This window comes from Pseudomonas fluorescens (genome assembly GCF_001307275.1).
GTDB classification, from domain to species: domain Bacteria; phylum Pseudomonadota; class Gammaproteobacteria; order Pseudomonadales; family Pseudomonadaceae; genus Aquipseudomonas; species Aquipseudomonas fluorescens_AA.
The window spans coordinates 4,881,109-4,906,580 of record NZ_CP012831.1; the positions used below are offsets into that span (position 1 = coordinate 4,881,109).

Annotated in this window: 22 protein-coding genes and 1 pseudogene; 19 read left to right on the forward strand and 4 right to left on the reverse strand. The window is 60.1% G+C overall.

Annotated features, from left to right (window positions below; all coding sequences use genetic code 11):
• Positions 1-2 precede the first annotated feature (2 nt).
• The 4 genes from AO356_RS21840 to AO356_RS21855 all read left to right on the forward strand — a co-directional run bounded on the left by AO356_RS21840 (position 3) and on the right by AO356_RS21855 (position 7,264).
• Positions 3-1,424: a Y-family DNA polymerase gene (locus AO356_RS21840; RefSeq protein ID WP_060741506.1), complete on the forward strand. Its 1,422-nt coding sequence runs from the start codon at positions 3-5 to the stop codon at positions 1,422-1,424.
• Positions 1,421-4,498 (forward strand): error-prone DNA polymerase, encoded by a 3,078-nt coding sequence (locus AO356_RS21845; RefSeq protein WP_060741507.1) that lies wholly within the window; start codon positions 1,421-1,423, stop codon positions 4,496-4,498. Before AO356_RS21840 ends, AO356_RS21845 begins: the two co-directional genes overlap by 4 nt.
• Before the next feature lie 276 nt (positions 4,499-4,774).
• A complete protein-coding gene (locus tag AO356_RS21850; RefSeq protein WP_081015396.1) occupies positions 4,775-6,886 on the forward strand; it encodes a hybrid sensor histidine kinase/response regulator in 2,112 nt (703 codons plus the stop codon).
• 96 nt (positions 6,887-6,982) lie between these two features.
• Positions 6,983-7,264, forward strand: a complete 282-nt coding sequence (locus tag AO356_RS21855) for a hypothetical protein (RefSeq protein WP_060743166.1) — start codon at positions 6,983-6,985, stop codon at positions 7,262-7,264.
• 347 nt (positions 7,265-7,611) lie between these two features.
• On the opposite strand, the gene AO356_RS21860 is transcribed toward AO356_RS21855, so the two are convergent.
• On the reverse strand, positions 7,612-7,995 hold the full coding sequence (locus AO356_RS21860; protein WP_060741509.1) for a VOC family protein: 384 nt from the start codon (positions 7,993-7,995) through the stop codon (positions 7,612-7,614).
• Between the two features lie 175 nt (positions 7,996-8,170).
• On the reverse strand, positions 8,171-10,207 hold the full coding sequence (locus AO356_RS21865) for an NADH:flavin oxidoreductase (RefSeq protein WP_060741510.1): 2,037 nt from the start codon (positions 10,205-10,207) through the stop codon (positions 8,171-8,173).
• Between the two features lie 224 nt (positions 10,208-10,431).
• Between AO356_RS21865 and AO356_RS21870 the strand changes: the two genes are divergently transcribed.
• The 14 genes from AO356_RS21870 (at position 10,432) to AO356_RS21935 (ending at position 22,129) form a co-directional block, all read left to right on the forward strand.
• Positions 10,432-11,181 carry an electron transfer flavoprotein subunit beta/FixA family protein gene (locus AO356_RS21870; RefSeq protein WP_060741511.1) on the forward strand — a complete coding sequence of 250 codons (750 nt, stop codon included), beginning with the start codon at positions 10,432-10,434 and terminating at the stop codon, positions 11,179-11,181.
• On the forward strand, positions 11,181-12,116 hold the full coding sequence (locus tag AO356_RS21875; RefSeq protein WP_060741512.1) for an electron transfer flavoprotein subunit alpha/FixB family protein: 936 nt from the start codon (positions 11,181-11,183) through the stop codon (positions 12,114-12,116). The genes AO356_RS21870 and AO356_RS21875 overlap by 1 nt, the downstream gene beginning before the upstream one ends.
• 202 nt (positions 12,117-12,318) lie before the next feature.
• A complete protein-coding gene (locus AO356_RS21880) occupies positions 12,319-13,218 on the forward strand; it encodes a glycine betaine ABC transporter substrate-binding protein (RefSeq protein WP_060741513.1) in 900 nt (299 codons plus the stop codon).
• Between the two features lie 182 nt (positions 13,219-13,400).
• Positions 13,401-14,045 carry a dimethylsulfonioproprionate lyase family protein gene (locus AO356_RS21885; protein ID WP_060741514.1) on the forward strand — a complete coding sequence of 215 codons (645 nt, stop codon included), beginning with the start codon at positions 13,401-13,403 and terminating at the stop codon, positions 14,043-14,045.
• A 42-nt stretch (positions 14,046-14,087) separates the two neighbouring features.
• On the forward strand, positions 14,088-14,354 hold the full coding sequence (locus AO356_RS21890) for a hypothetical protein (protein ID WP_060741515.1): 267 nt from the start codon (positions 14,088-14,090) through the stop codon (positions 14,352-14,354).
• 43 nt (positions 14,355-14,397) lie between these two features.
• Entirely contained in the window at positions 14,398-15,204 is an 807-nt protein-coding gene (locus tag AO356_RS21895) for a DMT family transporter (RefSeq protein WP_060741516.1), read from the forward strand.
• Between the two features lie 102 nt (positions 15,205-15,306).
• Positions 15,307-15,546 (forward strand): hypothetical protein, encoded by a 240-nt coding sequence (locus tag AO356_RS21900; RefSeq protein ID WP_060741517.1) that lies wholly within the window; start codon positions 15,307-15,309, stop codon positions 15,544-15,546.
• A gap of 130 nt (positions 15,547-15,676) precedes the next feature.
• Complete coding sequence (locus AO356_RS21905) at positions 15,677-16,621, forward strand: fatty acid desaturase (RefSeq protein ID WP_060741518.1); 945 nt, start codon at positions 15,677-15,679, stop codon at positions 16,619-16,621.
• 30 nt (positions 16,622-16,651) lie between these two features.
• Positions 16,652-17,683, forward strand: coding sequence for an ABC transporter ATP-binding protein (locus AO356_RS21910; protein WP_060741519.1), 1,032 nt, complete (start codon positions 16,652-16,654; stop codon positions 17,681-17,683).
• Positions 17,680-18,309 (forward strand): ABC transporter permease, encoded by a 630-nt coding sequence (locus AO356_RS21915; protein ID WP_060741520.1) that lies wholly within the window; start codon positions 17,680-17,682, stop codon positions 18,307-18,309. Before AO356_RS21910 ends, AO356_RS21915 begins: the two co-directional genes overlap by 4 nt.
• Positions 18,309-18,992 carry an ABC transporter permease gene (locus tag AO356_RS21920; RefSeq protein ID WP_060741521.1) on the forward strand — a complete coding sequence of 228 codons (684 nt, stop codon included), beginning with the start codon at positions 18,309-18,311 and terminating at the stop codon, positions 18,990-18,992. Before AO356_RS21915 ends, AO356_RS21920 begins: the two co-directional genes overlap by 1 nt.
• A 48-nt stretch (positions 18,993-19,040) precedes the next feature.
• Positions 19,041-19,946, forward strand: coding sequence for an ABC transporter substrate-binding protein (locus tag AO356_RS21925; RefSeq protein ID WP_060741522.1), 906 nt, complete (start codon positions 19,041-19,043; stop codon positions 19,944-19,946).
• Between the two features lie 36 nt (positions 19,947-19,982).
• A complete protein-coding gene (locus AO356_RS21930) occupies positions 19,983-21,311 on the forward strand; it encodes an LLM class flavin-dependent oxidoreductase (RefSeq protein WP_060741523.1) in 1,329 nt (442 codons plus the stop codon).
• 35 nt (positions 21,312-21,346) lie between these two features.
• On the forward strand, positions 21,347-22,129 hold the full coding sequence (locus tag AO356_RS21935) for a phosphate/phosphite/phosphonate ABC transporter substrate-binding protein (protein ID WP_060741524.1): 783 nt from the start codon (positions 21,347-21,349) through the stop codon (positions 22,127-22,129).
• Between the two features lie 36 nt (positions 22,130-22,165).
• On the opposite strand, the gene AO356_RS33425 is transcribed toward AO356_RS21935, so the two are convergent.
• On the reverse strand, positions 22,166-23,020 hold the full coding sequence (locus AO356_RS33425) for a methyl-accepting chemotaxis protein (protein ID WP_371128530.1): 855 nt from the start codon (positions 23,018-23,020) through the stop codon (positions 22,166-22,168).
• A 54-nt stretch (positions 23,021-23,074) separates the two neighbouring features.
• Positions 23,075-24,109: pseudogene (locus tag AO356_RS33430) on the reverse strand (cache domain-containing protein); the annotation flags it as partial.
• A gap of 292 nt (positions 24,110-24,401) precedes the next feature.
• Between AO356_RS33430 and AO356_RS21945 the strand changes: the two are divergent.
• Positions 24,402-25,445, forward strand: a complete 1,044-nt coding sequence (locus AO356_RS21945) for a GlxA family transcriptional regulator (protein WP_060741526.1) — start codon at positions 24,402-24,404, stop codon at positions 25,443-25,445.
• Positions 25,446-25,472 lie beyond the last annotated feature (27 nt).

Consider the following 25,472-nt stretch of genomic DNA (forward strand, 5'->3'; position numbering starts at 1 on the left):
CGATGCGCTGGGTCTGTATTCTCTTCCCGCAATTGGCGCTGGACGCCGCGCTGCGTCAGCGCCCCGATCCCGACCAGCCCCTGGCATTGCTGACCGGCCCGGCCCAGCGTCGGGTGCTGCAAGCGGTGAACGCGCCGGCACGGGCCCTGGGCTTGCGGCCCGGCCAGACCATGACCGCCGCCCAGGCCTTGAGCAAAGGCTTTGCCACCGCGGAATACGACGCGGCGCAGATCGAACATTGGCAGCAGTTCCTGGCAGCCTGGGCCTACCGTTTCAGCGCCCAGGTCAGCGTGCATTATCCGAGTACGCTGCTGTTCGAGATCGAGTCGAGCCTGGGCCTGTTCGGACCCTGGCCGGTGTTCGAGACGCGCTTGCGAGCCGAGCTGACCGAGCTGGGCTTTCGTCATCGCATCGTCGCCGCTCCGAACCCAGTGGCGGCACGGGTGTTGGCCAATGCCTATGACGCCTTGGTGGTGCCCGATGCCGAGACCTTGCAACAGTACCTGGGACACATGCCCGTGGAGCGAATCGGCCTGGAACCCGACGTCGCCACGGCGCTGTCGCGCATGGGCCTGCGGCGCCTGAGCCAGGTCCAGGCCTTGCCCCGGCAGACCCTGGCACGGCGCTTCGAGGCCCAGGTGCTCAAGCACCTCGACGCGTTGACGGGCCATCGCACCCTGGCGCTGTCGTTCTACCTGCCACCGGACCGTTTCGATGTGCGCATCGAGCTCAACTATGACGTGCAATCCCATCAGGCGCTGTTGTTCCCGTTGCGCCGCCTGACCGGTGACCTGTCGGCCTTCCTCTGCGGACGCGACAGCGGCGTGCAGCGCTTCGACTTGCACCTGGAGCACGCCGGGTTGCCGGATACCGTGATCAAGGTCGGCCTGCTCAGTGCCGAACGGGCCCCGGCGATGCTCTTCGAACTGGCCCGCGGTCGCTTGGAGCAGGTGCAGGTCGAGGCTCCGGTGCGGGGCTTTCGCTTGTGTGCCGAAGACCTGCCGAGTTTCGTGCCCCAGCGCCTGGAGCTGTTCGACGAACGCCCCCAACAATCATTGCCCTGGGAGCAACTGCGCGAACGCTTGCGCGCCCGGCTGGGGGATGACGCCGTGCAGGGCCTGGGGTTTCGCGACGACCATCGGCCTGAGTGCGCCTGGCAGATGACGTCCCAACCCCGATCCCAGACTTGTCCGGTGCGCGACGGCGTGCAGCGTCCCGGCTGGCTGCTGGAGGAGCCCCAGGCATTGGCGCAAGGTCAGGCGCACATCCTCATGGGCCCCGAGCGCATCGAGACCGGTTGGTGGGACGGCGCGGATGTGCGCCGTGACTATTACCTGATCGAAACCCGCAGCGGACAACGTGGCTGGGCCTATCGACCGGTGGGCGAGGGCGGGCCGCTGTGGCTGCAGGGCTGGTTCGCATGAGCGTTGAGTATGCCGAGCTGCATTGCCTGTCGAACTTCAGCTTCCAGCGCGGCGCCTCCAGTGCCCTGGAGTTGTGCCGTCGCGCCAAGCAGCAGGGCTACCAGGCCCTGGCGATCACGGACGAATGCACCCTGGCCGGGATCGTCCGGGCCTGGCAGGCGGCCAAAGAGTTGGCGCTACCACTGATCGTCGGCAGCGAGATCCAGGTCGAGAACGGTCCGAAACTGGTGTTGCTGGTGGAAAACCTGGACGGTTATCAAACCTTGTGCCGGTTGATCACCCGCGCCCGGCGTCGCAGCGAGAAGGGCCACTACCGCATCGTGCGAGAGGATTTCGACCAACCCTTGCCGGGACTGCTGGCGTTGTGGATAGCCGAGGGCAAAGACGCCGAGGAACATGGGCGTTGGCTCCAGCCGATCTTTGCCGGGAGCCTGTGGCTGACGGTCCAGTTGCATTGCGCACAGGACGACCGCCGTCGGTTGGCAGACTCGTTGGCGATGGCCGAGCGCCTGGCGCTTCCGGCCGTGGCTAGCGGCGATGTGCACATGCACGCGCGCGGTCGTCGCGCCTTGCAGGACACCATGACCGCCATCCGTCACCACGTCACGGTGGCCGAGGCCGGCCAGCGCTTGCACCCCAACGGCGAGCGCCACCTGCGCAGTCGCGAGGATCTGGCCGATCTCTACCCGCAGGCCTTGCTCGATGAAACCCTGAACATCGCCCGACGCTGCACCTTCGACCTCGGCCAGTTGCGCTATCAATACCCCCGCGAGCTGGTGCCCGAGGGGCATGATCCGGCGTCCTGGCTGCGGGAACTGACCGAGCGCGGCATGCGCGAGCGGTGGAAGGACGGCGTGACAGACAAGGTGCGGGCGCAGATCGACAAGGAGCTGAGCCTGATCGCCGAGTTGGGCTATGACAGCTATTTCCTCACCGTGCAGGACATCGTCAGTTTTGCCCGCAGCCGCCATATCCTTTGCCAGGGGCGCGGTTCGGCGGCCAACTCGGCGGTGTGCTACGCCTTGGGCATCACCGAAATCGACCCCAGCCTCACCAGCTTGTTGTTCGAACGCTTCCTGTCCCGGGAGCGCAACGAGCCGCCAGACATCGACGTCGACTTCGAACACGACCGTCGCGAGGAAGTGCTGCAATACGTGTTCCAGCGCTACGGTCGGCATCGTGCGGCCTTGACGGCAGTGGTCAGCAGTTACCACGGCGCCGGAGCGGTACGCGATGTGGCCAAGGCCTTGGGCTTGCCGCCGGATCAGGTCAACGCCCTGGCCGATTGCTGTGGGCGCTGGAGCGACGAGGCGCCGCCGGTGGAGCGCTTGCGTGAAGGCGGCTTCGATCCGGACAGCCCGGTGTTGCGTCGGGTCCTGAGCCTGACCCGGCAATTGATCGGTTTTCCCCGGCACTTATCCCAGCACCCCGGCGGTTTCGTGATTTCCGAACAGCCCCTGGACATCCTGGTGCCGGTGGAAAACGCCGCCATGGCCGAGCGCACCATCATCCAGTGGGACAAGGACGACCTGGACGCGGTCGGGCTGCTCAAGGTGGACATCCTCGCCTTGGGCATGCTCAGCGCGATCCGCCGCTGTTTCGACTTGATCGAGCAGTACCGGGGGCAGCGTTATGCCCTGGCGTCGCTGCCCCAGAACGATCGGGCTACCTACGAAATGATCAGTCGCGCCGACACCATCGGTGTCTTCCAGATCGAGTCCCGGGCGCAGATGTCGATGTTGCCTCGGCTGAGACCCAGGACGTTCTACGACTTGGTCATCGAAGTGGCGATCGTGCGGCCCGGGCCGATCCAGGGTGGGATGGTGCATCCGTACCTGCGGCGCAGAAACAACGAAGAGGTGGTGACTTATCCCTCTGACGCGTTGAAAGGAGTGCTCAACCGCACCCTGGGTGTTCCCCTGTTCCAGGAGCAGGTCATGCAGATCGCCATCGTCGCGGCCGATTACACCCCGGGAGAAGCCGACCAGTTGCGGCGTTCCATGGCTGCCTGGAAACGTCACGGCGGGTTGGAGCCCCATCGGGAACGCCTGGCGCAGGGGATGAAGAAAAACGGCTACACCGCTGAATTCGCCGCGCAAATCTTCGAACAGATCAAAGGCTTCGGCAATTACGGTTTCCCCGAGTCCCACGCTGCCAGTTTCGCCTTGCTGACCTACGCCAGCAGTTGGCTCAAATGCCACGAACCGGCGGCATTCGCCTGTGCCCTGATCAACAGCTGGCCGATGGGCTTCTACAGCCCGGACCAGCTCCTCCAGGATGCCCGCCGGCATCAACTGTCGATCCATCCGGTGGACGCGCGCGCCAGCGATTGGGATTGCAGCCTCGAGCCCATGGACGGCCGGCAACCGGCGATCCGCCTGGGGCTGCGCTTGGTCAAGGGCTTTCGCGAAGAGGATGCCCAGCGTATCGAAGCGGCGCGCCGGCATCGGCCTTTCAGCGATGTGGCCGACTTGGGCGAGCGCGCGCAACTCGATGCCCGGGCCCTGGCGCAACTGGCCGACGCGGGGGCCTTGCAGGGCTTGGCCGGGGATCGCCATCGGGCCCGCTGGGAAGTGGCCGGAGTGCAGAAGCAACTGGGTTTGTTCGCCAGTTTGCCCAGCCAGGAAGAGCCGCCCGTGGCGCTGCCCGAACCCACACTGGGGGAAAACCTGTTTGCCGATTACGCCACGCTGGGCACGACACTGGGCCCTCATCCGCTGGCCCTGCTGCGTCCCGAACTGGGCGCCCGGCGCTGCCGCAGCTCCCGGGAATTGCAGGACGTGGAGCATGGCCGCAATGTCAGCGTCGCCGGGCTGGTCACTGGCCGCCAACGCCCGGGCACGGCCAGCGGCGTGACCTTCGTCACCCTGGAAGATGAGTTCGGCAACCTCAACGTGGTGGTCTGGCGCGACCTGGCCGAGCGTCAACGCAAGACCCTGGTGGGCTCGCAATTGCTCAGGGTCGACGGCCGCTGGGAAAGCGTCGGCGAGGTCCGCCACTTGATCGCCGGGCGCTTGAGCGACCTGACTGAATTGCTGGCGGGTATCCAAGTGCAGAGCCGCGATTTCCGCTGAGCCCCAGCAACACCGCCGTTTTTGTGGCGAGGGAGCTTGCTCCCGCTGGGCTGCGTAGCAGCCCCCCAAAAAAATGGTTTACGCAACCCATCAGGCACACCGCGTCAGCCGGTTTACGACGGCTGCGCCGCCGAGCGGGAGCAAGCTCCCTCGCCACAGGATTGTGCGCAAACCGATCACCATGAAACCAAACGCCAACCTGGCGCTCGAAGCTCTGATCGCAAGGGATTTGTGTCTGTTGATTCCCTGCAGGCATTTTGAGGTTCAGAGTCGACCATGGAGTTTCTATCCCAGAATCACGGCTGCCCTGGGTGGGGTGGTGAGATGGCCGGGCGTATCCAGGCGTTCGATTGGAGCCGAACCGAGTTGGGCGCCATCGAGCACTGGTCCGCCAGCTTGCGCAGCGCTGTCCAATTGTTGCTGGCTTCGCCCCTGCCGATGGTGATGTTGTGGGGCCGCCAGGGCTTCATGATTTACAACGATGCCTATGCCGAGTTCGCCGGCGGCCGCCATCCCTACTTGCTGGGGTGCGCGGTGGAGTTGGGGTGGCCGGAGGTTGCCGAATTCAATCGCCATGTGCTGGACGTCTGTCTGGCCGGCGGCACCTTGTCCTACCGCAGCAAAGAGCTGGTCCTGCTGCGCGATGGCAAGCCTGAAGACGTGTGGATGGACCTCTACTACAGCCCGGTGCCCGATGATGACCAGTCCCCGGGGGGCGTGCTGGCGATTGTGGTGGAAACCACGGAGCACGTATTGACCGAGCGCGCCCGGCAAGAGGCCGAACGCAGTTACCGTGCGGTCAATGAACGCATCCAGCTGGCGCTCTCGGCCGGGCCCTTGCTGGGGTCGTTCGTCTGGGACATCCAGGCCGACACGCTGTCGGGCGATGAGCGTTTTGCCCGCACCTTCAACTACCCACCCGACTGTCCGCTGGACGCACTGCCCATCGAGATTGCCCGCCAGGGCATCCACCCGGACGACCTTGAAGAGGTCAACCAGCGGGTCGAACTGACCGTGCGCACAGGCACGCCCTACAGCGCCGAGTATCGGGTCCGCCGCCTGGGCGGTGACTACCGGTGGGTACTGGCCAGCGGTCGCTGCGAGTTCGACAGGACAGGCCGGCCCCTGCGGTTTCCGGGAGTGCTGATTGATATCGACGAGCGCAAGACGGCCGAAGCTTCGCTGCTCAAATTCACCCGCGACCTGGAGCAGCGTGTCGCCAACGAGGTGCAGGCGCGGCTGGCAGCGGAAGAGCAGTTGCGCCAGTCGCAGAAGCTCGAGGCCATTGGCGGCCTCACCGGTGGCGTGGCCCATGACTTTAACAACTTGCTGCAAGTGATCGCAGGCAACCTGCACTTGCTGGCCCGCCACGAACGGGACAACGCCAATGTGCAACGGCGGGTCAGTGCCTCCATCGAAGCCGTGGAGCGGGGCGCCAAGTTGTCATCGCAACTGCTGGCTTTTGCCCGGCGCCAGCCATTGTCACCGGCGGTCTACAACCCTCGGCGCATCTACGAGGGCATGGGTGAACTGCTGCAGCGGGCCTTGGGCGAAACCATCCTGATTGAAGTGAGCCTGCCCCAGGAACCCTGGCGCATCCATGTCGATCGCAATCAGCTGGAAAATGCCCTGTTGAACCTGGCGATCAATGCGCGTGATGCCATGCGGGGCGAGGGCACCATCCATCTGATCGGCGAGAACATCGTGCTCGATGAGGCGTTTTGCGCCGGCAAGGGGATTGCGGCCGGCGACTATGTCCGGCTGTCGGTGATCGATTGCGGTGCCGGCATGCCGCCCGACGTCCTGAAGCAGGTGTTCGAACCGTTTTTCACCACCAAGACCGATGGCCAGGGCACCGGGCTTGGATTGAGCATGGTGTTCGGGTTCGTCAAGCAGAGTGGCGGCCATATCGAGATCGCCAGTGACCTGGGCGAAGGCACGCGGGTGCGGATGTATTTCCCTCGAAGCCTCGCGCCCGAAGCAGGGGAAACCGAGCAACATGATGCGCTTCATTCCGGCCGGCAAGAGATGATCCTGGTGGTGGAGGACAACGCTCAGGTACGCAGCGCGTCGGTGGAACTGCTGGAACAGTCCGGCTACAAGACCCTCACGGCCGCCAACGGCGATGAGGCGATGAAGCTGCTGCTGGATGGCACCCCGGTGGACCTGATCTTCACTGACGTAGTCATGCCCGGCCTGATCAAGAGTTCCGACCTGGCCGCCTGGGCCAAGGTGCAGACCCCGCCGGTCCCCGTGCTGTTCACCTCGGGGCACACCCGGGACATCATCTCCCGCAACCATCAATTGAGCCCCGATACCCATTTGTTGAGCAAGCCCTACGGTCCGGACGCACTGGCCCGGATGGTGAGGAGCGTGCTGGGCGGTTGATCGCGGCGTCTTAAACAAATGGAACCGAAGCCGTCGCGTCACCTTCGAATGTTCAAGACCGGTCATCCATCCGGCCCTGTCATGAACGAGGTGCCCATGAACGACGATCCCGCAAACACTCAGCAACAAGGCCAGGGGCAGACGCCATCCCCGCGCAACGATCCGGCCATCGATCCCCAGGTCCCGGGCAAGCCTTCGAGTGCCGAGCCCGTCAGTCCTGCCGGAGCGGACCAGGCTGACAGCGCCGCCACTGAGGTCGACCAGAAGCAGCATCATCAGGACAACGACAACACCTTCAGCCCCGGCTTCAAGCCTGACCCGGACCGTCCGAAATCCGGTGACGACACGGATGCTGACATCGACACCGATGGTGGCTAGACACACCACCGCATCATGGTGGTGAATGCAAAACGCATGAACACCCACAATGGTCCTGTAGTGAATGCAGAACTCATGAGCATCCACAATCCCTGTGGGAGCGAGCTTGCTCGCGAAAGCGCCGGGTCAGCTTGAATCGATGCTGATTGTGCCGCCGCCATCGCGAGCAAGCTCGCTCCCACAATGGTTCTGTGGTGAATGCAAAACTCATGAAAATCCACAATGGTTCTGTGGTGAATGCAATACTCATGAACATCCACAATGGTTCTGTGGTGAATGCAAAACTCATGAACACCCACAATCCCTGTGGGAGCGAGCTTGCTCGCGATGGCGGTGGGTCAGCCGCTTTATTCAGCCTTGAAGCAATACACAGCCAACTTGTTGCCATCCAGGTCCCTGGCATAAGCGGCAAAGGCATTGTCCGCCCAACTGCGGGGGCCTGGCAGGCCTTCGCAGATGCCGCCGTTTGCCAAGGCGGCCGTATGGAACGCCTGGACCGCGGCGCGGTTCGGCGCTTCGAAGCTCACCGTGACACCATTGCCGATGGACGCCGGATTGCCATTGGCCGGGTTGAGCACAAAGAACGACGGCTTGTCGACGCCCCAGATGGAGCCGGCATCCTCGAGATCAGCAACACGCTTGAGGCCGATCTCTTTCAAGGCGGCGTCATAAAACGCACGTGCTTTTGCCAGGTTGTTGGTGCCGACGGTGACATGGGTAAAAACGGACATCTTGGTTTCCTTGCTATGGGGGGAATTGGATTTTCGAGCGGGTCTCAGAAATGAATGACGGTACGAATGCTTTGCCCGGTGTGCATCAACTCGAAGGCGTCGTTGGTCTTGTCCAGGGGCATGTGCAACGCTGCCCGCTTGAGAAAAACGATGAGCCTGTGGCGAGCGCCTTACCTCAAATGTCCTTGACCAGCCGCAGCGCATCGTAGATAGCCGCATGGGTATTACGCGCCGACACCGCGTCGCCAATTCGGAACAGCTGGAAGCGGCCCTCCGGGTTGGTCACGATATTCTGGGTTTTCCCGGCGATCAGATTGTGCTGCTCCACCGCGCCGTTATTGCTCGAGTGCGGGCGTAGCTCGAAGTACAAGTCGTCCAGGGGCAGGGTGCCGTGGTTGACCACCACCTGATCGACCACGCGCTGCTTGTGCACCTGACCATAATCGCTGCCGAAGTTGGCCACCAATTGACCGTCGCGCTTCTCCACGGAGTCGACCCGATAGGTGACCGTGAAGGTGACGTTCAGGTCTTGCAGGCTGCGCATGTAAGGCACCAGGTTCATCGCCATCACCTCCGGCGCAAACGACCGGTCCGGCGTGACGATTTCCAGTTTCGCACCGCTGTTGGCGATGACCTCGGCCGCTTGTAGCGCCGCGTGGTCGCCGGCGTCGTCGAAGATCAGCACGTTCTGGCCGGGCTTGACGTCGCCGGAAATGATGTCCCAGGTCGACACCACCAGCTCATTGCCGTGCTTGAGCACCTCGGTATGGGGCAAGCCGCCCGTGGCGACGATCACCACGTCCGGCGCCTCGGCCATGACGGTCTCGGCTTCGGCCCAGGTGTTGAATTGGAACTTCACCCCCAGCCGTTCGCATTGCGCCATGCGCCAATCGATGATGCTGATCATCTCGCGCCGCCGCTCGCTCTGCGCAGTCAAGCGGATCTGCCCACCGGGCTGATCCGCCACTTCGAACACCGTGACGTCGTGGCCACGTTCGCCGGCCACCCGTGCCGCTTCCAGGCCCGCCGGGCCGGTGCCAATCACCACCACCTTGCGCTTGACCGACGCCTTGGGGATTTCGTGGGGCATGGTGGTTTCGCGGCCGGTGGCGGCGTTGTGGATGCAGTACGCGGCGCCGCCCTGATAGATGCGGTCCAGGCAATAGTTGGCACCGACGCAGGGGCGGATCTCTTCTTCACGCTTCTCGATGATCTTGCGCACGATGTGCGGGTCGGTCATGTGCGCCCGGGTCATGCCGATCATGTCCACCTTGCCGGAGGCGATGGCATGTCGCGCCGTGGCGACGTCCGGAATCTTGGCCGCATGGAACGTCGGGAAACCGGTGGCCGAGCGGATCTCACCGGCAAAATCCAGGTGTGGCGAGTTGCGCATGCCCTGGATCGGAATCACATCGGTGAGGCCGGCATCGGTATCGATGTGCCCGCGAACGACGTTGAGGAAGTCCACCAGCCCACTGTCCTTGAGCATGTGGGAAATCTGGAGACCGTCGCTGGCACCGAAGCCGCCGGGCAGGTCCTCATCGCCGGTGTAGCGCACCCCGAGCAGGAAGTCCTCGCCACAACGCTGGCGGATGCCACGCAGGATGTCGAAGGTGAAGCGCATCCGGTTTTCCAGCGAACCACCGTAGGGCCCGTCGAGATCGTTGGTCAACGGCGACCAGAACTGATCCATGAGGTGCCCGTAGGCCTGCAGTTCCAGGCCGTCAAGACCAGCCGCCTTCATGCGTTCGGCGGCATCGACGTAGTCCTTGATGATGCGATCGATGTCCCATTCTTCCATCTTTTTCGGAAACGACCGGTGAGACGCTTCGCGGCGATGGGAAGGCGATACCACCGGCAACCAGTCAGCCTTGTCCCAGCGCGTGCGCCGGCCCAGGTGGGTCAGTTGAATCATCACCGCCGCGCCGTGTTCGTGGCACTCGTCAGTCAGGTCCTTCATCCATTTGACCACTTCGTCCTTGTACGCCAGCACGTTGTTGAACACCGGCGGGCTGTCGCGGGAAACAGCGGCGGAGCCCGCCGTCATGGTCAGCGCCACACCGGCCTTGGCGCGCTCGACGTGATAGGCGCGGTACAGATCCTTCGGCATGCCGTCGACAGGATAAGCGGGCTCGTGGGAGGTGGTCATGATCCGGTTTTTGAGGGTCAGGTGCTTGATCTTATAGGGCTGCAGCAGAGGATCGCTGGACATGGTGTTGCGCTCCGGGAACAGAACATCAGGCTTGGTTTGACATAACGGTATGTCGAATGTTCATGTGTGTCAACGACCTGTGACACAGGTGTACATTTTTCTTGCGTGACGTAAAAACCAGGATTACCATCCAGTCGAAACAGGGGTGGTCCGGCTCGTGCGGCCGGCCATCGCGCATCGATCCAAAGTGCAAGGGGGCTGTGCGAAGCGCTATGCCAGGAACCATGAAAGTACTCGTTGCGGTAAAACGCGCCATCGACCCGAATGTGAAAGTCCGGGTGAAAGCCGATGGTTCAGACGTCGAGCTCAATGGCGTGAAGATGGCCTTGAATCCGTTCTGCGAAATCGCCGTGGAAGAGGCGATTCGCCTCAAGGAAAAGGGGCTGGCATCCGAAGTGGTGGTGGTCTCGGTGGGCACGTCGGCGGCGCAGGAACAACTGCGCACGGCATTGGCGCTCGGCGCGGACCGGGCGCTTCTGGTCGAGACGAGCGCGGTACTCGAGCCGCTCAATGTCGCCAAGTACCTGAGCAAAGTGATCGATCAGGAAAAGCCGCACTTGATTCTGTTCGGCAAACAGGCAATCGACCAGGAAAACAACCAGGTCGGGCAAATGGTCGCGCAGTTGATCGGCAGCGGTCAGGCCACTTACGCCTCTGCCGTCAATCAGGTCGACGGGCAGTGGGTCGTCGAACGTGAAGTCGACGGTGGCAGCCAGGTGGTCGCCCTCGCCATGCCGGCCGTGGTGACCTGTGACTTGCGCCTGAACCAACCGCGCTACGCCTCGTTGCCGAACATCATGAAAGCCAAGAAAAAACCGCTGGAAATCATTGCCGCTGACACCTTGGGCGCGAGCGTGAAGGAACACGCTCGGTTATTAGGGGTGGTCCCGCCTGCGGTGCGCAAAGCGGGGATCAACGTCGGTTCGGTGGCCGAGCTGGTGGATAAATTGAAGAACGTTGCGGGGGTGATTTGATGCGCACATTGGTGATCGCCGAGCACAGTGCCGGTCAACTGACGGCTGGTACATGGAGTGCCGTGACCGCCGCCATGGCCCTGGGGACCGAGACGGATTTGCTGGTGATGGGCGGGACGGCCGCATCGGCAGTGGCGCAACAGGCGGCGCTCACCCAGGGCCTGGCGCGGGTGCTGCTCGCACAAGGGGCGATGTTTGAAAATGCCCTGGCTGAAAATGTCCAACCGCTGGTCACTTCACTGGTGGCCGAGGGGTATACGCACGTCGTTGCCGACGCCAGCAGTATGGGCCGCAATGTACTGCCACGGATCGCGGCGAGCCTGGATGTCGGCATGCTGTCCGACGTCACCCAGATCGTCTCGACGGACACGTTCCAACGACCCATTTATGCCGGCAATGCCATCGCCACGGTGCAGTCCCTCGATCCGATCAAGTTGCTCACCGTCCGTGCCTCGGCGTTCGCCCAGGCCCTGTCCCACGAGCATCGCTGCGAAGTGGTGGTAGTGGAGGGCGGGCAAAGCGCGAGCAATGTGCGCTTCGTGAGCGAGCAACTGACGGCCAGCGAAAGGCCCGACCTGTCGAGCGCCCGCGTCGTCGTGTCCGGTGGCCGCGGGATGCAGGGCAAAGAGCATTTCGCCCTGATCGAGCGGGTGGCGGACAAGCTTGGCGGTGCCGTAGGGGCCTCGCGTGCCGCGGTGGATTCGGGGTTTGCCCCCAACGATCTGCAGGTCGGGCAGACCGGGAAAATCGTTGCGCCAGAGCTTTACATCGCGGCGGGTATCAGTGGCGCCATTCAACATTTGGCGGGCATGAGTGGTTCAAAGGTCATCGTTGCGATCAACCAGGACGCTGAAGCGCCGATTGCCCAGGTGGCGGATTACATGTGGGTGGCGGATCTGTTCGAGGCCTTGCCGGCGCTCGAAAAAGCACTGTGAGTACGTACATTCATAAGTTCCGCCAAAGGGCGGAGGAGGGCCGAACGACCTGAATACAGGAAGGGTTTTCGCATAACTAGAACTTATCCATGCATAACATTAAATCCCTTGAGGAGTGTAATGGCACTCTGCTTTGATGAGGGAACGTAAATTCTTCTGCTGCCCTGCCAATAACTATTAATACAGTACGCGGAGATGCACCATGATGACGTTTTCCAGTAAAACTCGTATCGGCTGGCTTGCCGGTCTGGCGATGGCCGCCGGCAGCCTGATGGCCCACGCCGAGGAACCCATGCCCATTCGTATCGGTTGGGTGAATTGGTCGGATACGGAAATCGCTGTAAAGCTGGCGGATACCGCACTGCGCGACCACTTGAAGCAACCGGTCAAGTTGGTGCTCGCCGATATTGGTATCCAGTTCCAGGCCTTGGCCAACGGCAACATCGACCTGATCCCGATGGTCTGGTTGCCGAGCACCCACAAGGCGTTCTATGACAAATACCAGGACAAGCTCGAAGACCTCGGCGTGCTGTATGAAGGTCGGATCGGCATGGCCGTGCCAACGTCCATTCCCACCAGCGAACTCGCCACTGTCGAGGACCTCAACAAGCCTGAAGTGCGGCAAAAGCTCGACGGCAAGATCCTGACCTCGGAAGTGGGCAACGGCCAATACAAACTCACGGAAAAGGCCATCAAGGAATACAAGCTCGAAGGCTACAAGATGGTTGCTTCTTCAGAGTCAGGCATGTTGAGCGAGCTGGATCGCAATCTCAAACGTGACAAATGGGCATTGATCAACGCCTGGAGCCCGCACTGGATGTTCGCCAAGTGGCCGCTGCGCTATCTCGACGATCCGAAGCAGATTTTCGGCGGCGCCGAACAAATTCACGCGGTTGCCCGCAAAGGCTTCAGCGCCGAGCATCCTGATGTCGCCCGGTTCTTCGCCAACTTCAAGATTCCCAAGGCCGACCTTGAGAAGCTGATGGCGACCGCCCGTGACAGTTCGGCAGACAAGGTCGTTGCCGAGTACTACGCCGCCAACAAGCCTCGTTTCGAGGCCATGTTTGGCAGTCAGACCGCCTCGGCGACCGTCAGCCAGTAATCGCCGCTGTTGCTTGATAGGTGTTTGCAGTTCGGTGCCCTTGACGCAAAGTGAAGGGCGTCGGCTGTCATCGATACCGTTCGGGCTATCCTTGGAACATCTGGGCCCCGCTTCCGGTACCGATGGGATACGTTGAGCAGCCTGTCATTTTCGTCTGCGCCTGACTCAGCAAGGGGGAAACGATGATTACCCGTCACGAGCATTTGTCGTCGGATCCGGTGGTGACTCGTAGCGCGCAGTGGCTTCGGCGATCGCTGCATGAAATCCTCTCGAACCACCTGGTGGACGGTACATCCGGGGCGACACAGGCCTATGCCGCCGCCCTGGGCCCGACCGAGTGGTCCCTCAAGAAACCGCCGGCAACGCCCTGCGCGTTACCGGCAGTCCTGGCGCCCTATTTGGCCCAGGCATTCGACGCTGCGCCAAGAGTCCCCGAACACCTGGCAGGGGTATTGGAGGCGTTGAACGCGCTGGTGCCCCATGTTCCCTGGATCAACCGTCAGGCCCAGGCCGGCCAGGACGATCGGTTCGTGGAGCGGCATCGCCATGGGATGGTCACCGGTCCAGGGGGATTGTTCGACTGTCCTGGCATGACCCTGGGGTTGGCCCTCATGGCGCCCGAAACCTGTTATCCGTTCCACCAGCATCCTCCGGCTGAGTTCTATCTGGTGTTGTCCCCAGGCGACTGGTATCGCGAGGACGTAGGCTGGTGGACGCCCGGGGCAGGGGGCATTGTCATAAACCCACCGTCCTGCACCCATGCGATGAGATCAACGCAAGCGCCACTCCTGGCGCTGTGGGGATTGCTCCATGAGCCCTGCGCTTGAGGCGAAGGGTCGAAGACTACAAGTCATTTCAGAGGCTGTGCGATGTCGGTCACCACATTGGGTATCAAGTTGGATGGGGAAACACGGGCCAGGCTGAAGTCGGTGTCGGCAAAGCTGGATCGCACCTGCCACTGGTTCATGAAACGGGCGATCCTGGATTTCATTGAAAAGGTCGAAGCCGGGGCAGGTATTGAAGCGCTCGTCGCGGTCGAGGCGCTGGAAAGAGACGCAGCGCGCCACAGCCTCGCAAGACGACGCAGGGATACCATTGCACTAGAGCCGACCACGGGTGATACACACCGTGGGTGATGCCCCACGGCCTCAACTTGGAGTCCTCTTGTGCCTGCTTTCCATGCTGCTCTTTGCAAGCCAGGACGGGATCACCAAAGTGCTGGTCAAGGACCTTCCCGTCGCCCAGCTCGTCATGGTGCGTTACTGGGTATTCCTGGCATTCGCTGTCGGCTATAGCCTTTATCGCGGCCACCTGGGAGCGGCGTGTCGAAGCCATCATCCTGCCCTGCAGGTCATCCGTGCCTTGCTGGGGGTGGGCGAAAGCGCATTGTTCGGATTGGGGCTGCGTTACCTCGGAATGGCGGAGATGCATGCCCTGTATGCGGTGTTTCCGCTGATGACCCTGGCCTTGGCAGGCGCATTCCTGGGTGAGTTCATCGGCGTCCGTCGCTGGGTGGCCGCGGCCATAGGGTTCTTGGGGACCCTGGTGATCCTCCGTCCGGGAACCGGCGTCTTCGAGTTGGCGGCGCTGATTCCGCTGTTGTCGGCCCTGGGGTTCGCGGTCTTCAGTGTGCTGACACGTCGGATCAGCCGGGATGATTCATTCGCGACGAACATGCTCTACATGGGCTTTTTCGGCGCCCTGGCCATCACGTTCTCTGGCTTGCCAGGGTGGGTTTCGCCGAACCCGACACAGTGGGGCCTGATCGCCGTGCTGTCGACGATCGGCATGGTGGCGCAGTTGCTACTCCTCCAGGCGCTCAAGTACGCAACGGCAGGTACGCTTCAACCGTTCAACTACACGCTGTTGGTGTTCGCCACATTCATCGGCCTGTTCATATTCGGCGAACTACCTGACCCATGGACCGTCGTGGGGGCGTGCATGGTGATTGCCGCAGGCCTGTATGCAATCAAGGCGAAAGGGTAGGGAGCCCGTTTTATGTTATTCGATACAGGAATAAGCATAATAGAATATATTCCTTGATCGAATTAGTTGGCATGTTAAGTTGACGCTACCGGACCGCCGGATATGTTCAACCTACTCTATGGTACGACTATGTCCGGCGCCCGAATCTTCCAAATCAGCCTTGAGGCTCTGTCGCATGATGGGGCCCATGCAGTGATTTCTCAGTCCGGCACTCTGCGCATCAGTTCTTGTGCCGCCATTGCCGTTCCATTCGTGACCGGCAAACCTCTCCCTTGCCAGGCCAACAGTGAGGCCTGCAGTGCAATCAGCGAAGGCTTGGCGTTTCTGCTCTACGCCATGTGACGCACCGCTGTCGGCACTTCCATACCGTAACGTCAGTCAATCATCTCCAGGTAATACCCGGTCCCGGGTGGTCGCTTGAAGTGTGAGTGAGTGGGCGTCTGTTCAGCGCAGCCTATCGCGACTTACCACCATGCCAAATTATTTGGATGAAGCTCATCGAGTTGAAATCGTCAAGCTCAGCAGGACCTTGACCAGCCAGACTGAATGGCCCACCTGGCTTTTACTGGTCGGCTTTTATCTGGCTTGGGCGCTTGTTGTTTTTCATGGGCAGGCACTTGGCCAACTCATCAGCATTGCCCTGTTGGTTCCACTGGTCGTGCTCTGGATGTCGATCCAGCATGAGCTTATTCACGGTCACCCAACGCGTTGGCCTGCCATAAATAAAGCCCTGGGGTTTCTGCCGTTTGCCGTTTGGTATCCCTACGACATTTATAGGGACACGCATCTGGCGCATCACAACGACGAGGTGCTGACGGTGCCTGGTCAAGATCCAGAAAGTCGCTATGTCACCAGTGCCTACTGGTTGCAGTCACCGCGTTATGTGAAAGCGTTGCTTTGGGTAAACAAGACCTTGGGTGGTCGCTTGCTCATGGGAGCACCATTGGCAGTGATATCCCTGCTGGGTAGCGAGATCAGAGGCTTGTTTCTCGCGGGAGGAAGTACTGGACGAGTGTGGATAGCTCACGTGCTAAGTGTCGTCGTGGTGCTGACCTTGGTTGAACAATACAGCGCCATCAGTGCTGTGCAGTACGTATTTTTAGTTTCACTGCCGGCCTTGTCCATTGCAATGATCAGGTCGTTTTACGAGCATCGGCCGTCAACGCTGCCAGAACACCGCACGGTGATCAATGAATCCTCAGGGCTTTTGAGCTGGCTCTTTCTTAACCTCAATCTTCACTTGGTTCATCACGATCTTCCCGGTTTGCCCTGGTTTTATTTGCCCCGGGTGTATAGAGCCAGGCGTGAACAATGGATCGCGCGAAACAATGGCTATGTCATTCATGGCTACTTCCAGTTATTGCAGAGGCATCTGATCAATCCCGTGGATTGTCCTCGCCATCCTGCCAGGCACTAAAAATACTCAAGCTAATCTGGGCGTCGGAAAATGATACGTTTTGAAGCCATCAAGAAAACTCATAAAGGCAGCCCGCGAATGGCCGTGAGCGATTTAACGCTTCATGTCCGGGAGGGGGAGATCTGCGTATTTGTCGGGCCAAGTGGGTGTGGCAAAACGACCATTTTGCGAATGATCAATAGACTGGACACCCAGGACAGTGGCCGTATCTGTGTCAATGGGGTGGCGACCGATGAGCTTGACGTCGTGACGCTTCGCCGTGGCATCGGTTTCATGATGCAAAGCTCAGCCTTGTTTCCTCATCAAACCGTTGCAGAAAATATTGGCGCGGTTCCGCGGCTCTTGGGTTGGAGCAAGCATAAGATCCGCCAGCGCGTGAGCGAGCTCATTTCCCTGGTCGGGCTTCAGCCGGAATTTCTGGACAGGTACCCTAATCAACTGTCGGGCGGGCAGCAAAGTCGTGTTGCCTTGGCGAGGGCATTGGCCTCGGACCCACCGGTTGTATTGATGGACGAACCCTTTGCCGCGCTTGATCCGGTGATCCGCGAGCGACTGCAGGACGAACTGGTTGCGCTGCAGAGGCGTTTGCATAAAACCATTATCCTGGTGACCCATGACATGGAAGAGGCCATCAAGATTGGTGATCGGATCGCCATCTTCGAGGGTGAAGGAAAGCTTGCTCAGTTCGATACACCTCACAATATCCTTGCCCATCCTGCCAGCGAGTTTGTGAAGAACTTCATCGGCAAGGATCCGCTGTTGAAAAGACTGTCGCTGATGAAGGTTTCTGATCTTCCTGTGGATGAAGTCAATTGCCAATTCAAACTTCTGCTGGACGATAAGTCCAATCCGCTGAAGTGGGTCAGTGAATCGGACTTGCCTGTCCCTGAACTTACCACGGTGTCGAATAATGATTCGTTGCATCACGCGCTGGTTAAAATTCTAACGGCTCCGCTCGGTGTGGTTGTTCGAGTGGACGAGGCGGGTGGTTACGAAGGTTGCCTGTCGATTGCCAGCTTTCACAGCGCACTCAATGAGCGCCGCTTTGGAAGTGTGCAATGATTGACTGGTCCTGGATCCTTGAAAACTGGCAGCAGATCGGCCAGCTGTTATTTGATCATATTCAGCTGGTGACCTTGGGTCTGTTTATAGGAATGCTGTTAGCGGGCGCAATGGTGCTCTTGACGTTATGGAAGCCAGGGTTGGCGCAGCCCATGATTTATATCAGCGGAATACTCTTTACCATTCCGTCCCTGGCACTGTTCATTTTGATAATGCCCTTTACCGGTTTGTCCAAGACGACGGCGGTGATTGGTTTGAGCCTGTATGCCTTGCTGATTGTGTTACAGAACACTTTGGCGGGCCTTGCGAGCAACCCTCCGGACGTGCTGGAAGAAGCCCGTGCGCTAGGGTACACGCGCATGCAGCGATTCCTGGGAGTTGAACTTCCCCTGGCGTTGCCTTCGTTATTGGCAGGGCTGCGAACGACCGCGGTGACATTGGTAGGGCTGGTGACGGTGACTGCGTTAATTGGTCAAGGCGGATTGGGGCAGCTGTTCATTACCGGGTTGGCTCAAAGTTTCACTACGCCTGTGGCGGTCAGTTTGGTTCTTACGGTGATGTTGGCGTTATGTTTTGATTTTCTGTTTTATTCAATCAATAAATGGCTGGTCCCTTGGGTGCGCTAATGAATTGGATCGCAGATGTCTACCTCTGGTTTTCTCTTCCTGAACACTGGTTGGGCGAAGACGGAATACTGACTCGGCTGGCAGAGCATATTTATTATGTGTCTTTGAGCCTGGCGATTGCTTGTGCGATAGCGTTGCCGCTCGGCGTGCTCATGGCTAACTACCGCAAAGGCGCGCAGGTGGCGATCGGGCTGTTCAATATTGGGCGAGCATTGCCTTCCCTGGGTATTGTGATACTTGCAATCATGGTCATTGGCTATGAAACCAGTACGGTGATTATCGCCTTGGTCACCCTGAGCATCCCGCCGATATTGACCAATACCTATGTTGGCATCGATCAGGTGGATTCGTCTCTGAAGCATGCTGCCAAATCGATGGGGATGCGCAGATGGCAGATGTTTATCCAGCTGGAATTACCGTTGGCTTTTCCGCTGATCTTTTCTGGATTCCGCTCAGCCCTGGTGCAACTTATTGCCACGGCCACCATTGCCGCCTATGCAGGGTTCGGCGGGCTGGGCAGGTTTCTCATTGACGGGCTGGGTCGAAATGACATCCCTCAAATCATTGGCGGCGCACTGGTGGTGTCGGCACTTGCGATTGTCAGCGAGTGGGTTTGTTCAATGATCGAAACACTCATGGTTCGAAAATGGCGAGCGGGGAATGTTGAACTGAGCGCTACATGATCAGGGCATTTGAAAGTGCGTATTAATTCTGCAGAGGTGCAAATCCAAATGAAAAACAAACAACGTTCGAAGGTTCGTTCAGCGCACTCGGTTTCATTGTTGCTGGGGTTAGGCTTGCTGGTGGGCAGCGCATTTGCCAGTGCCCAGTCCATCACCATAGGCGGGGCCAATTTTTCCGAGCAGACGATTCTCGCGAACATCTATGCGTCAGCTTTGAAAAAGGAAGGGATTGAGGTCAAGACCCGGCTCAATCTGGGGAACCGCCAGATCATCGCCAAGGCGCTGGAAAACGGGGATATCGACGTTGTACCCGAGTACATAGGATCACTGTTGAGTTTCTATGACGACAAGAGCGCCCTGACCAGCCAAAAGGAGATCGTCAGCGCCTTGCAACAGAAGTTGCCGGCGGGCCTCCAGTTGCTTGAACCTTCGGCCGCGGGCTCTATTACCGCTTGGGCCGTCACCCAGAAAACCGCAGAAAAGTACAACCTGCAGACCTTGTCCGACCTGGCACCCGTCTCCGGTGAACTCACGCTGGGTGGGCCTCCCGAAGTCACCACTGCCGCCTTGGGCCTGCCCGGGTTGAAGGCGGTCTACGGTATCAACTTCAAGAGCGTCAAATCGCTGGACATGGGCGGGCCCTTGTCGCGGCTGGCGCTGAACTCAGGCGCTATCGACGTCGCCACGGTGGTCTCCACGCAAGGCATCCTGGCAAAAGAACCTTGGGTGGTGCTCGAGGACGACAAGCACCAACAGCCCCTGCAAAACATTACGCCACTGGGGCGCAAGGCGTTGTTAACCCCAGAAGTCACCAAAGTGCTCAACGAGGTCTCCGCAAAACTGACCGATGACGACCTCAAGCAACTCAATCGCCTGGTGGATATCGATCACAAGGATCCCGCAAAAGTCGCGGCGCAGTGGGTCGCTGAAAATACCGTCAAGGCGGCCAACTGAACATGAATGCGATGTGGGTAAGGTCGCGGAGGCGTTATGTCCAATAAAAGCATGATTTTGAATTTGTTCTTTTTTAATCCCCAAGGGGATCACCGTTTTTCCTGGCGCCACCCGCTGTCGCCGACCAAGGAAATATTGACGCTGGGCTACTACGTAAAACTGGTGCAGGCAGCCGAAGCGGCGAAGTTCGATGCGGTTTTTGTCGCGGATCACGTCGCGGTCTGGGACTCCGTCGCCAGTGGGTTGAGGCACTATGCCAACGCCCGCCTTGAACCGATTACGCTCTTGTCCGCATTGGCGGCTGTCACCGAACACATCGGGCTGATGGGCACCGCTTCAACGTCCTATAACGAGCCCTTCAACATCGCGCGATATTTTGCTTCGCTGGACTACCTCAGCACAGGGCGAGCCAGCTGGAATATCGTGACCTCCTGGTTGGAAGAGGAGGCTTCGAATTTCGGATTGTCAGGTGTGACGAAACACGCCGATCGTTATCGGCGGGCCGAGGAGTTCATTCATGTCGTCAAGCAGCTTTGGGACTCCTGGGAGGAGGGGGCTCTTGAGTTTGACAAGGACAGCGGCGATTTTGCCGACCCGTCCAAGATTCACCCGATCCATCACAAAGGAGCGCATTTCAACGTGCGTGGGCCGCTTAACGTGCCGCGTCCCCCGCAAGGACATCCGGTCCTTGCCCAGGCGGGGTCTTCTGAAGCGGGCAAGGATCTGGCCGCCGCCCATGGGGACGTGCATTTCTGTTTCATCAATACGGTCGAAGAGGGACTGGCGTACAGGGCCGATTTGAATCGCCGACTCGAGTTGAAGGGCCGGCATTCCAGTGATCTGAAAATCATTACCGGTGTGCTTCCGGTGGTTCTGGAGGATGAGACTGAGGAGGAGCGCCGTCGGCAACTGGAGGACAGCCTCATTATCGATGCCGTGGCGATTGATCTGGTCTCCAGCTACACCCGTCTTGATCTGACAGGCCTGTCGCCGGACAGCCCGCTACCCGCGTTGCCGGATGAGTCTGAGTTCGATGGCATTCGAACCGAACTGGCCCTGCTCAAGAAGTACGACACGACCTTGTCCATCCGTGAAATAGGGCGCCGGTTGGTCAAGAGTTCCAGTACCTGGCTGCTGATCGGAACGGCGGAGCATATTGCCGATAAGCTTTCAGCGTTATACGAGTCGAATGCCGTCGATGGCTACAACCTCATGTTTCCGTTTTTGCCGACGGACTTCGACACATTCACCCGTGGCGTGGTGCCTTTGCTGCAAGCCAGAGGGGTTTTCCGCAAGGAATATGAACCCGGGACCCTGAGGGATCGCTTGGGTTTGAAGACGCCTGCCAACCGCTTCCTGCTGTGATCAGCGTCAATCACAATCCTCTGAATGGCTTTCATATGACCAGCGATCTATCCATGTACCTCGCTCCCGCCAGGGTTTTACAGGCCCAGGACGCCTGGCTCCAGCGCATCCTGGAGATTCTGGGTGAGCGCCGTGAGCAAAAGCAGGTCGTCGATCCCGTGTCCCATTGGCTTTCCCCTGATCTGTTGTTGTCCCAGACCTGCGGCTATCCATTCGTCACGTCACTGCGGGGAAAGGTGAGGCTGATAGGGCGTCCGAGCTATGAGCTTGCTCATAGCTCGGGGGGTGACCATTGCAGTTTGCTGCTGTGTAGAGCTGATTCGGCCGTCACCGATCTGGCGGGTTTGCAGGGCAGCCATGGTCTGATCAACGCCCGGGATTCCAACTCCGGAATGAATTTATTGCGCCACACGTTGGCTGGGATCAGCGACCGTGGTTTTTTCTCGAAACTGACCTTCACCGGATCCCACAGGGAGAGCATTCGAAGGTTGAAGAACCACGACGGTGATTTGGCTTCTATCGACAGCGTCACCTACGACTATCTGGCGAGAGACAACAGTGACGAGATCGAAGGACTCAGGATCCTGGTGCGAAGTGTGCGCAGTCCCTGCCTGCCTTACATCACGTCGATTCGTCGAACGGCGACGCAAGCAGACGCTATCAGGCGCGCAATGAACGAAGCCTTGAGCCAGCTTCCCGAGATTTCCCGTGACCTGGCGATCAGGGAAGTGCTGCCGGCCAGTGAGGCTGACTATGCGTGTCTTCTGGAGTATGAGCGCAGTGCGGCCAATCGCGGCTTTTCGTTTGTATCACCCTGAGCGGCGAGCCGTCCCTGGCTCGCCACCTCGAACACGCTAGAACTTGAAGCGCCCAACCAAGCCCTTGAGCTGCCCGGAAATATCCGTCAAACGCCCCGAGCCGGTCTGTGCCGAGTGAGCGAATTCCTCGACCAACTGGGCATCGGCATGAATCTGCGCGATGTGCCGGTTGATGTCTTCGGCCACCTGGTGCTGTTCCTCTGCCGCCGTGGCGATCTGGGTGTTCTGGTCGCGAATCGAGTCCACCGAATTGCGGATCTTGTCGAAGCTGTCACGGGCCTGCTGAATGCGCTCGACGCTGGTGTGGGACACCTGCAGGCTGCTTTGCATCTGCTGGGTGACTTCCTGGGTGCGCCGTGCGAGGTTGCCCAGCAGGCTGTCGATCTCGCCGGTGGAGTCGGCGGTGCGGCGTGCCAGGGCCCGCACTTCGTCGGCCACTACGGCGAACCCACGACCTTGATCGCCGGCCCGTGCGGCTTCGATCGCGGCGTTGAGGGCCAACAGGTTGGTCTGTTCGGCAATCGAGCGAATGGTGTCGAGGATGGTGTTGATGTTCTTGCTGTCTTGCTCCAACGCCTGCATGGTCTGGGTCGATTGTTGCAGGTCTTCGCTCAGTTTCAACACGCTGCCGGTGGCTTCGCCGATGTGATGCTGGCCGTCGTGCACATCGCGGTAGCCTTCGTCCGCACTGGAGGCGGCCTGGCTGCAAGAACGGGCCACTTCGTTGGCGGTGGCAACCATTTCGTTGAACGCGGTGCTCACCAATTCCACGGCCTGGCGCTGGCGCCCGGCGGCATCGTTCATGTTCTGGGCCACGTGGCTGGTATCGGCCGCGGCGGTTTGCAGGTCGGAAGAGGCGCTGCCGATGCGTTGCATCAGTTGCGCGATCATGCCCAGGAACTGGTTGAACCAGCCCGCCAGGGTGGCCGTTTCGTCCTTGCCTTGCACCGAGAGTTTGCGGGTGAGGTCACCTTCACCTTCGGCGATTTCCTGCAGGCCATTGGCAACGCCGCGAATCGGCCGCACGATGACGCTGGCGAAACTGGCGCCCACCACGGCGAAGACCACGGCCAGCGCGGCAGCAATGGCGGCGATCAGCCAAGTCAGGCTCGAAGCCTCGGCCATCACTTCATCGCGTTTGATCAGGCCGATGAAGCGCCAGCCCAGCCCTTTGGAACTGACCACGTTGGCCATGTAGGGCACGCCGTCGATCTCGATCTGGGTCACGCCATCGCTGCTTTTGGCCAGCTCGGCATAGTTGGGGCCAAGGTCGGCCAGCGGCTTGAAGTTGTGCTTGGCATCGGCGGCGTCCACCAGGACGTTGCCGTTGGCTTCCACCAGCATCAGGTAGCCGCTGTCGCCCAGCTTGATGTTCTTGACCAGTTCGGTGAGCTGCTTGAGCGACACGTCCAGGCCGACCACGCCCACGACGTTGCCGCTGGCGTCGGCGACCGTGTGTACGGTGCCGATCAGCGACACATCGTCCGGCGCCCAGTAATAGGCGTCCGTGCGCACGGTCGTACCCGGTGCGGCGATGGCGGCCTTGTACCAGGGGCGCACGCGCGGGTCATAGTTGGTCATCTTCGGATCGTCAGGCCAGCTGGCGTAGCCACCGTCGCTCAGCCCCACGGACAGATAGGCGGTGGTCGGATGGCTCTTGGCGAATCGGTCGAATATTTCCAGGAGCTGTTGGTTGATCTCGGGGAGCGGTGTTTGTGCGGCATCGGCCAGGGAGTAGTTTTTCAACCCCTTGGCAGCGATGATCCGTGGATCCTTGGCGATGTATTCGACGTTCTGGCTGATGCCATCGAAGAACTGCTTCATGCCGTTGTCGATCTGGCGGATTTCACGGCCGCTGCTGTCCAGGAAGTTGGCCTTTGCGGCGTCGCGCAGGTTCATTACGACAAGCACCGCTACCAGGATAACCGGGAGGCAGGCGATGGCCGCGAACGCCCATGTCAGCTTCTGTTTGATATTCATGACTTCTCCCGCGGAATATTTTAAGTGTTGGAACGGCGGAAACAGCAGTGTTTGGCCTTGCGAGTCTCTGGAAGGGAAAAGCGCCTATGCCTACTGCCACTGTATCGACCAAAGTCGTAGGCACTTGAGGCTTGCCATTTTGGCGCGGGACGATCAGTAGAGGGCGTAGGCGCGATTGCAGGCGGCTTGACTAGTCTGGAAGATAGCGTGGTTTGCCCCGCGCCTTCGCTCTGCGGCTCGGGCACCCACGTGCAGCCAATCCTCATTGTCTTTAATGTATTAACGAGGCCCTATGCCAAGCGCATTCGAGAGCGTACTCAAAAACAAGAACATGGCTTATCGACCGCTCGGAGCGGCGTCCGCCAGCGAGGCGCCGATCCGCGTCGCGTTTGTATTGATGGACAACTTCTCGATGATGTCCTTCACCGGTGCGGTGGACGCGCTGGTGACCGCCAACCTGATGAGCGACATGCCCCTCTACGAGGTGCTGACGGTGGGGGTTTCAGGTGGGCAGGTGACGAGCGACCTGGGCATTGTCATCTCGACGGACGTCGAACTGGCGCAGATGCCGGAAAACCAGGACGTGCTGATTGTCGCCGGGGGCTTTCGCGTGAAGTTGCAAGGCCATCCCTTGCTGCGCCGCAAGCTGCGCGCCAATGCGGCGTCCGGGGCGATCCTGGGCGGGTTGTGGAACGGTGTCTTCTTCGTTGCCGATGCCAATCTGTTGGATGGTTTCGAATGCGCTGTCCACCCGGAAAGTCGCGCCATGATGGTGGAGGTGTTCCCCCATGTGAAGGTGTCCAGCCGGGCCTATGTGGTGGATCGGGAGCGGGTCAGTTGCGCGGGCGCCAACAGTTCGCTGCGCATGATGCTCCAATTGATTCGCCAGACGGGCGGAGCGGCGCTGGTGGGGGCCATCGAGGAAATTCTGCGTTGTGATGAGTCGGGCGACGATGCGACGGACTTGCCACCGGTTTTCGTCGAGACCGACCCGACGCTGCCGGAAAGCCTCAAGTTGGCGTTGGAACTGATGTGGCAGAACGTAGAGGAGCCCTTGACCATCGATGAGCTGGCGGCGTGCGTGAAGATTTCCAAGCGCCAGTTGGAGCGACGGTTCTGCAGTTTTCTCGGCGCGACCCCAACGCGCTATTACCTGGAGCTGCGCCTGACGCGTGCGCGCCAACTCATCCAGCAAACCAATCGGTCCGTGACCGAAATCGCCGTGGCGACAGGCTTTGTCAGTTCCCCGCACTTCCAGCGTCGTTTCCGGGATTTCTTTGGTGTGCCGCCTGGCAGTTACCGTTCGAAATCGGAGCGCAAGCAAGCCTTGCGCTGAAGACGCTGCCGGAGCGGAAAGTGAGTT

Excerpts from the sequence above, each read along its gene's own strand:
- AO356_RS21840 (WP_060741506.1), top strand. The coding sequence starts at position 3 with ATGCGCTGGGTCTGTATTCTCTTCCCGCAATTGGCGCTGGACGCCGCG.
- AO356_RS21845 (WP_060741507.1), top strand. The coding sequence starts at position 1,421 with ATGAGCGTTGAGTATGCCGAGCTGCATTGCCTGTCGAACTTCAGCTTC.
- AO356_RS21850 (WP_081015396.1), top strand. The coding sequence starts at position 4,775 with ATGGAGTTTCTATCCCAGAATCACGGCTGCCCTGGGTGGGGTGGTGAG.
- AO356_RS21855 (WP_060743166.1), top strand. The coding sequence starts at position 6,983 with ATGAACGACGATCCCGCAAACACTCAGCAACAAGGCCAGGGGCAGACG.
- AO356_RS21860 (WP_060741509.1), bottom strand. The coding sequence starts at position 7,995 with ATGTCCGTTTTTACCCATGTCACCGTCGGCACCAACAACCTGGCAAAA.
- AO356_RS21865 (WP_060741510.1), bottom strand. The coding sequence starts at position 10,207 with ATGTCCAGCGATCCTCTGCTGCAGCCCTATAAGATCAAGCACCTGACC.
- AO356_RS21870 (WP_060741511.1), top strand. The coding sequence starts at position 10,432 with ATGAAAGTACTCGTTGCGGTAAAACGCGCCATCGACCCGAATGTGAAA.
- AO356_RS21875 (WP_060741512.1), top strand. The coding sequence starts at position 11,181 with ATGCGCACATTGGTGATCGCCGAGCACAGTGCCGGTCAACTGACGGCT.
- AO356_RS21880 (WP_060741513.1), top strand. The coding sequence starts at position 12,319 with ATGATGACGTTTTCCAGTAAAACTCGTATCGGCTGGCTTGCCGGTCTG.
- AO356_RS21885 (WP_060741514.1), top strand. The coding sequence starts at position 13,401 with ATGATTACCCGTCACGAGCATTTGTCGTCGGATCCGGTGGTGACTCGT.
- AO356_RS21890 (WP_060741515.1), top strand. The coding sequence starts at position 14,088 with ATGTCGGTCACCACATTGGGTATCAAGTTGGATGGGGAAACACGGGCC.
- AO356_RS21895 (WP_060741516.1), top strand. The coding sequence starts at position 14,398 with ATGCTGCTCTTTGCAAGCCAGGACGGGATCACCAAAGTGCTGGTCAAG.
- AO356_RS21900 (WP_060741517.1), top strand. The coding sequence starts at position 15,307 with ATGTTCAACCTACTCTATGGTACGACTATGTCCGGCGCCCGAATCTTC.
- AO356_RS21905 (WP_060741518.1), top strand. The coding sequence starts at position 15,677 with ATGCCAAATTATTTGGATGAAGCTCATCGAGTTGAAATCGTCAAGCTC.
- AO356_RS21910 (WP_060741519.1), top strand. The coding sequence starts at position 16,652 with ATGATACGTTTTGAAGCCATCAAGAAAACTCATAAAGGCAGCCCGCGA.
- AO356_RS21915 (WP_060741520.1), top strand. The coding sequence starts at position 17,680 with ATGATTGACTGGTCCTGGATCCTTGAAAACTGGCAGCAGATCGGCCAG.
- AO356_RS21920 (WP_060741521.1), top strand. The coding sequence starts at position 18,309 with ATGAATTGGATCGCAGATGTCTACCTCTGGTTTTCTCTTCCTGAACAC.
- AO356_RS21925 (WP_060741522.1), top strand. The coding sequence starts at position 19,041 with ATGAAAAACAAACAACGTTCGAAGGTTCGTTCAGCGCACTCGGTTTCA.
- AO356_RS21930 (WP_060741523.1), top strand. The coding sequence starts at position 19,983 with ATGTCCAATAAAAGCATGATTTTGAATTTGTTCTTTTTTAATCCCCAA.
- AO356_RS21935 (WP_060741524.1), top strand. The coding sequence starts at position 21,347 with ATGACCAGCGATCTATCCATGTACCTCGCTCCCGCCAGGGTTTTACAG.
- AO356_RS33425 (WP_371128530.1), bottom strand. The coding sequence starts at position 23,020 with ATGATCGCGCAACTGATGCAACGCATCGGCAGCGCCTCTTCCGACCTG.
- AO356_RS21945 (WP_060741526.1), top strand. The coding sequence starts at position 24,402 with ATGCCAAGCGCATTCGAGAGCGTACTCAAAAACAAGAACATGGCTTAT.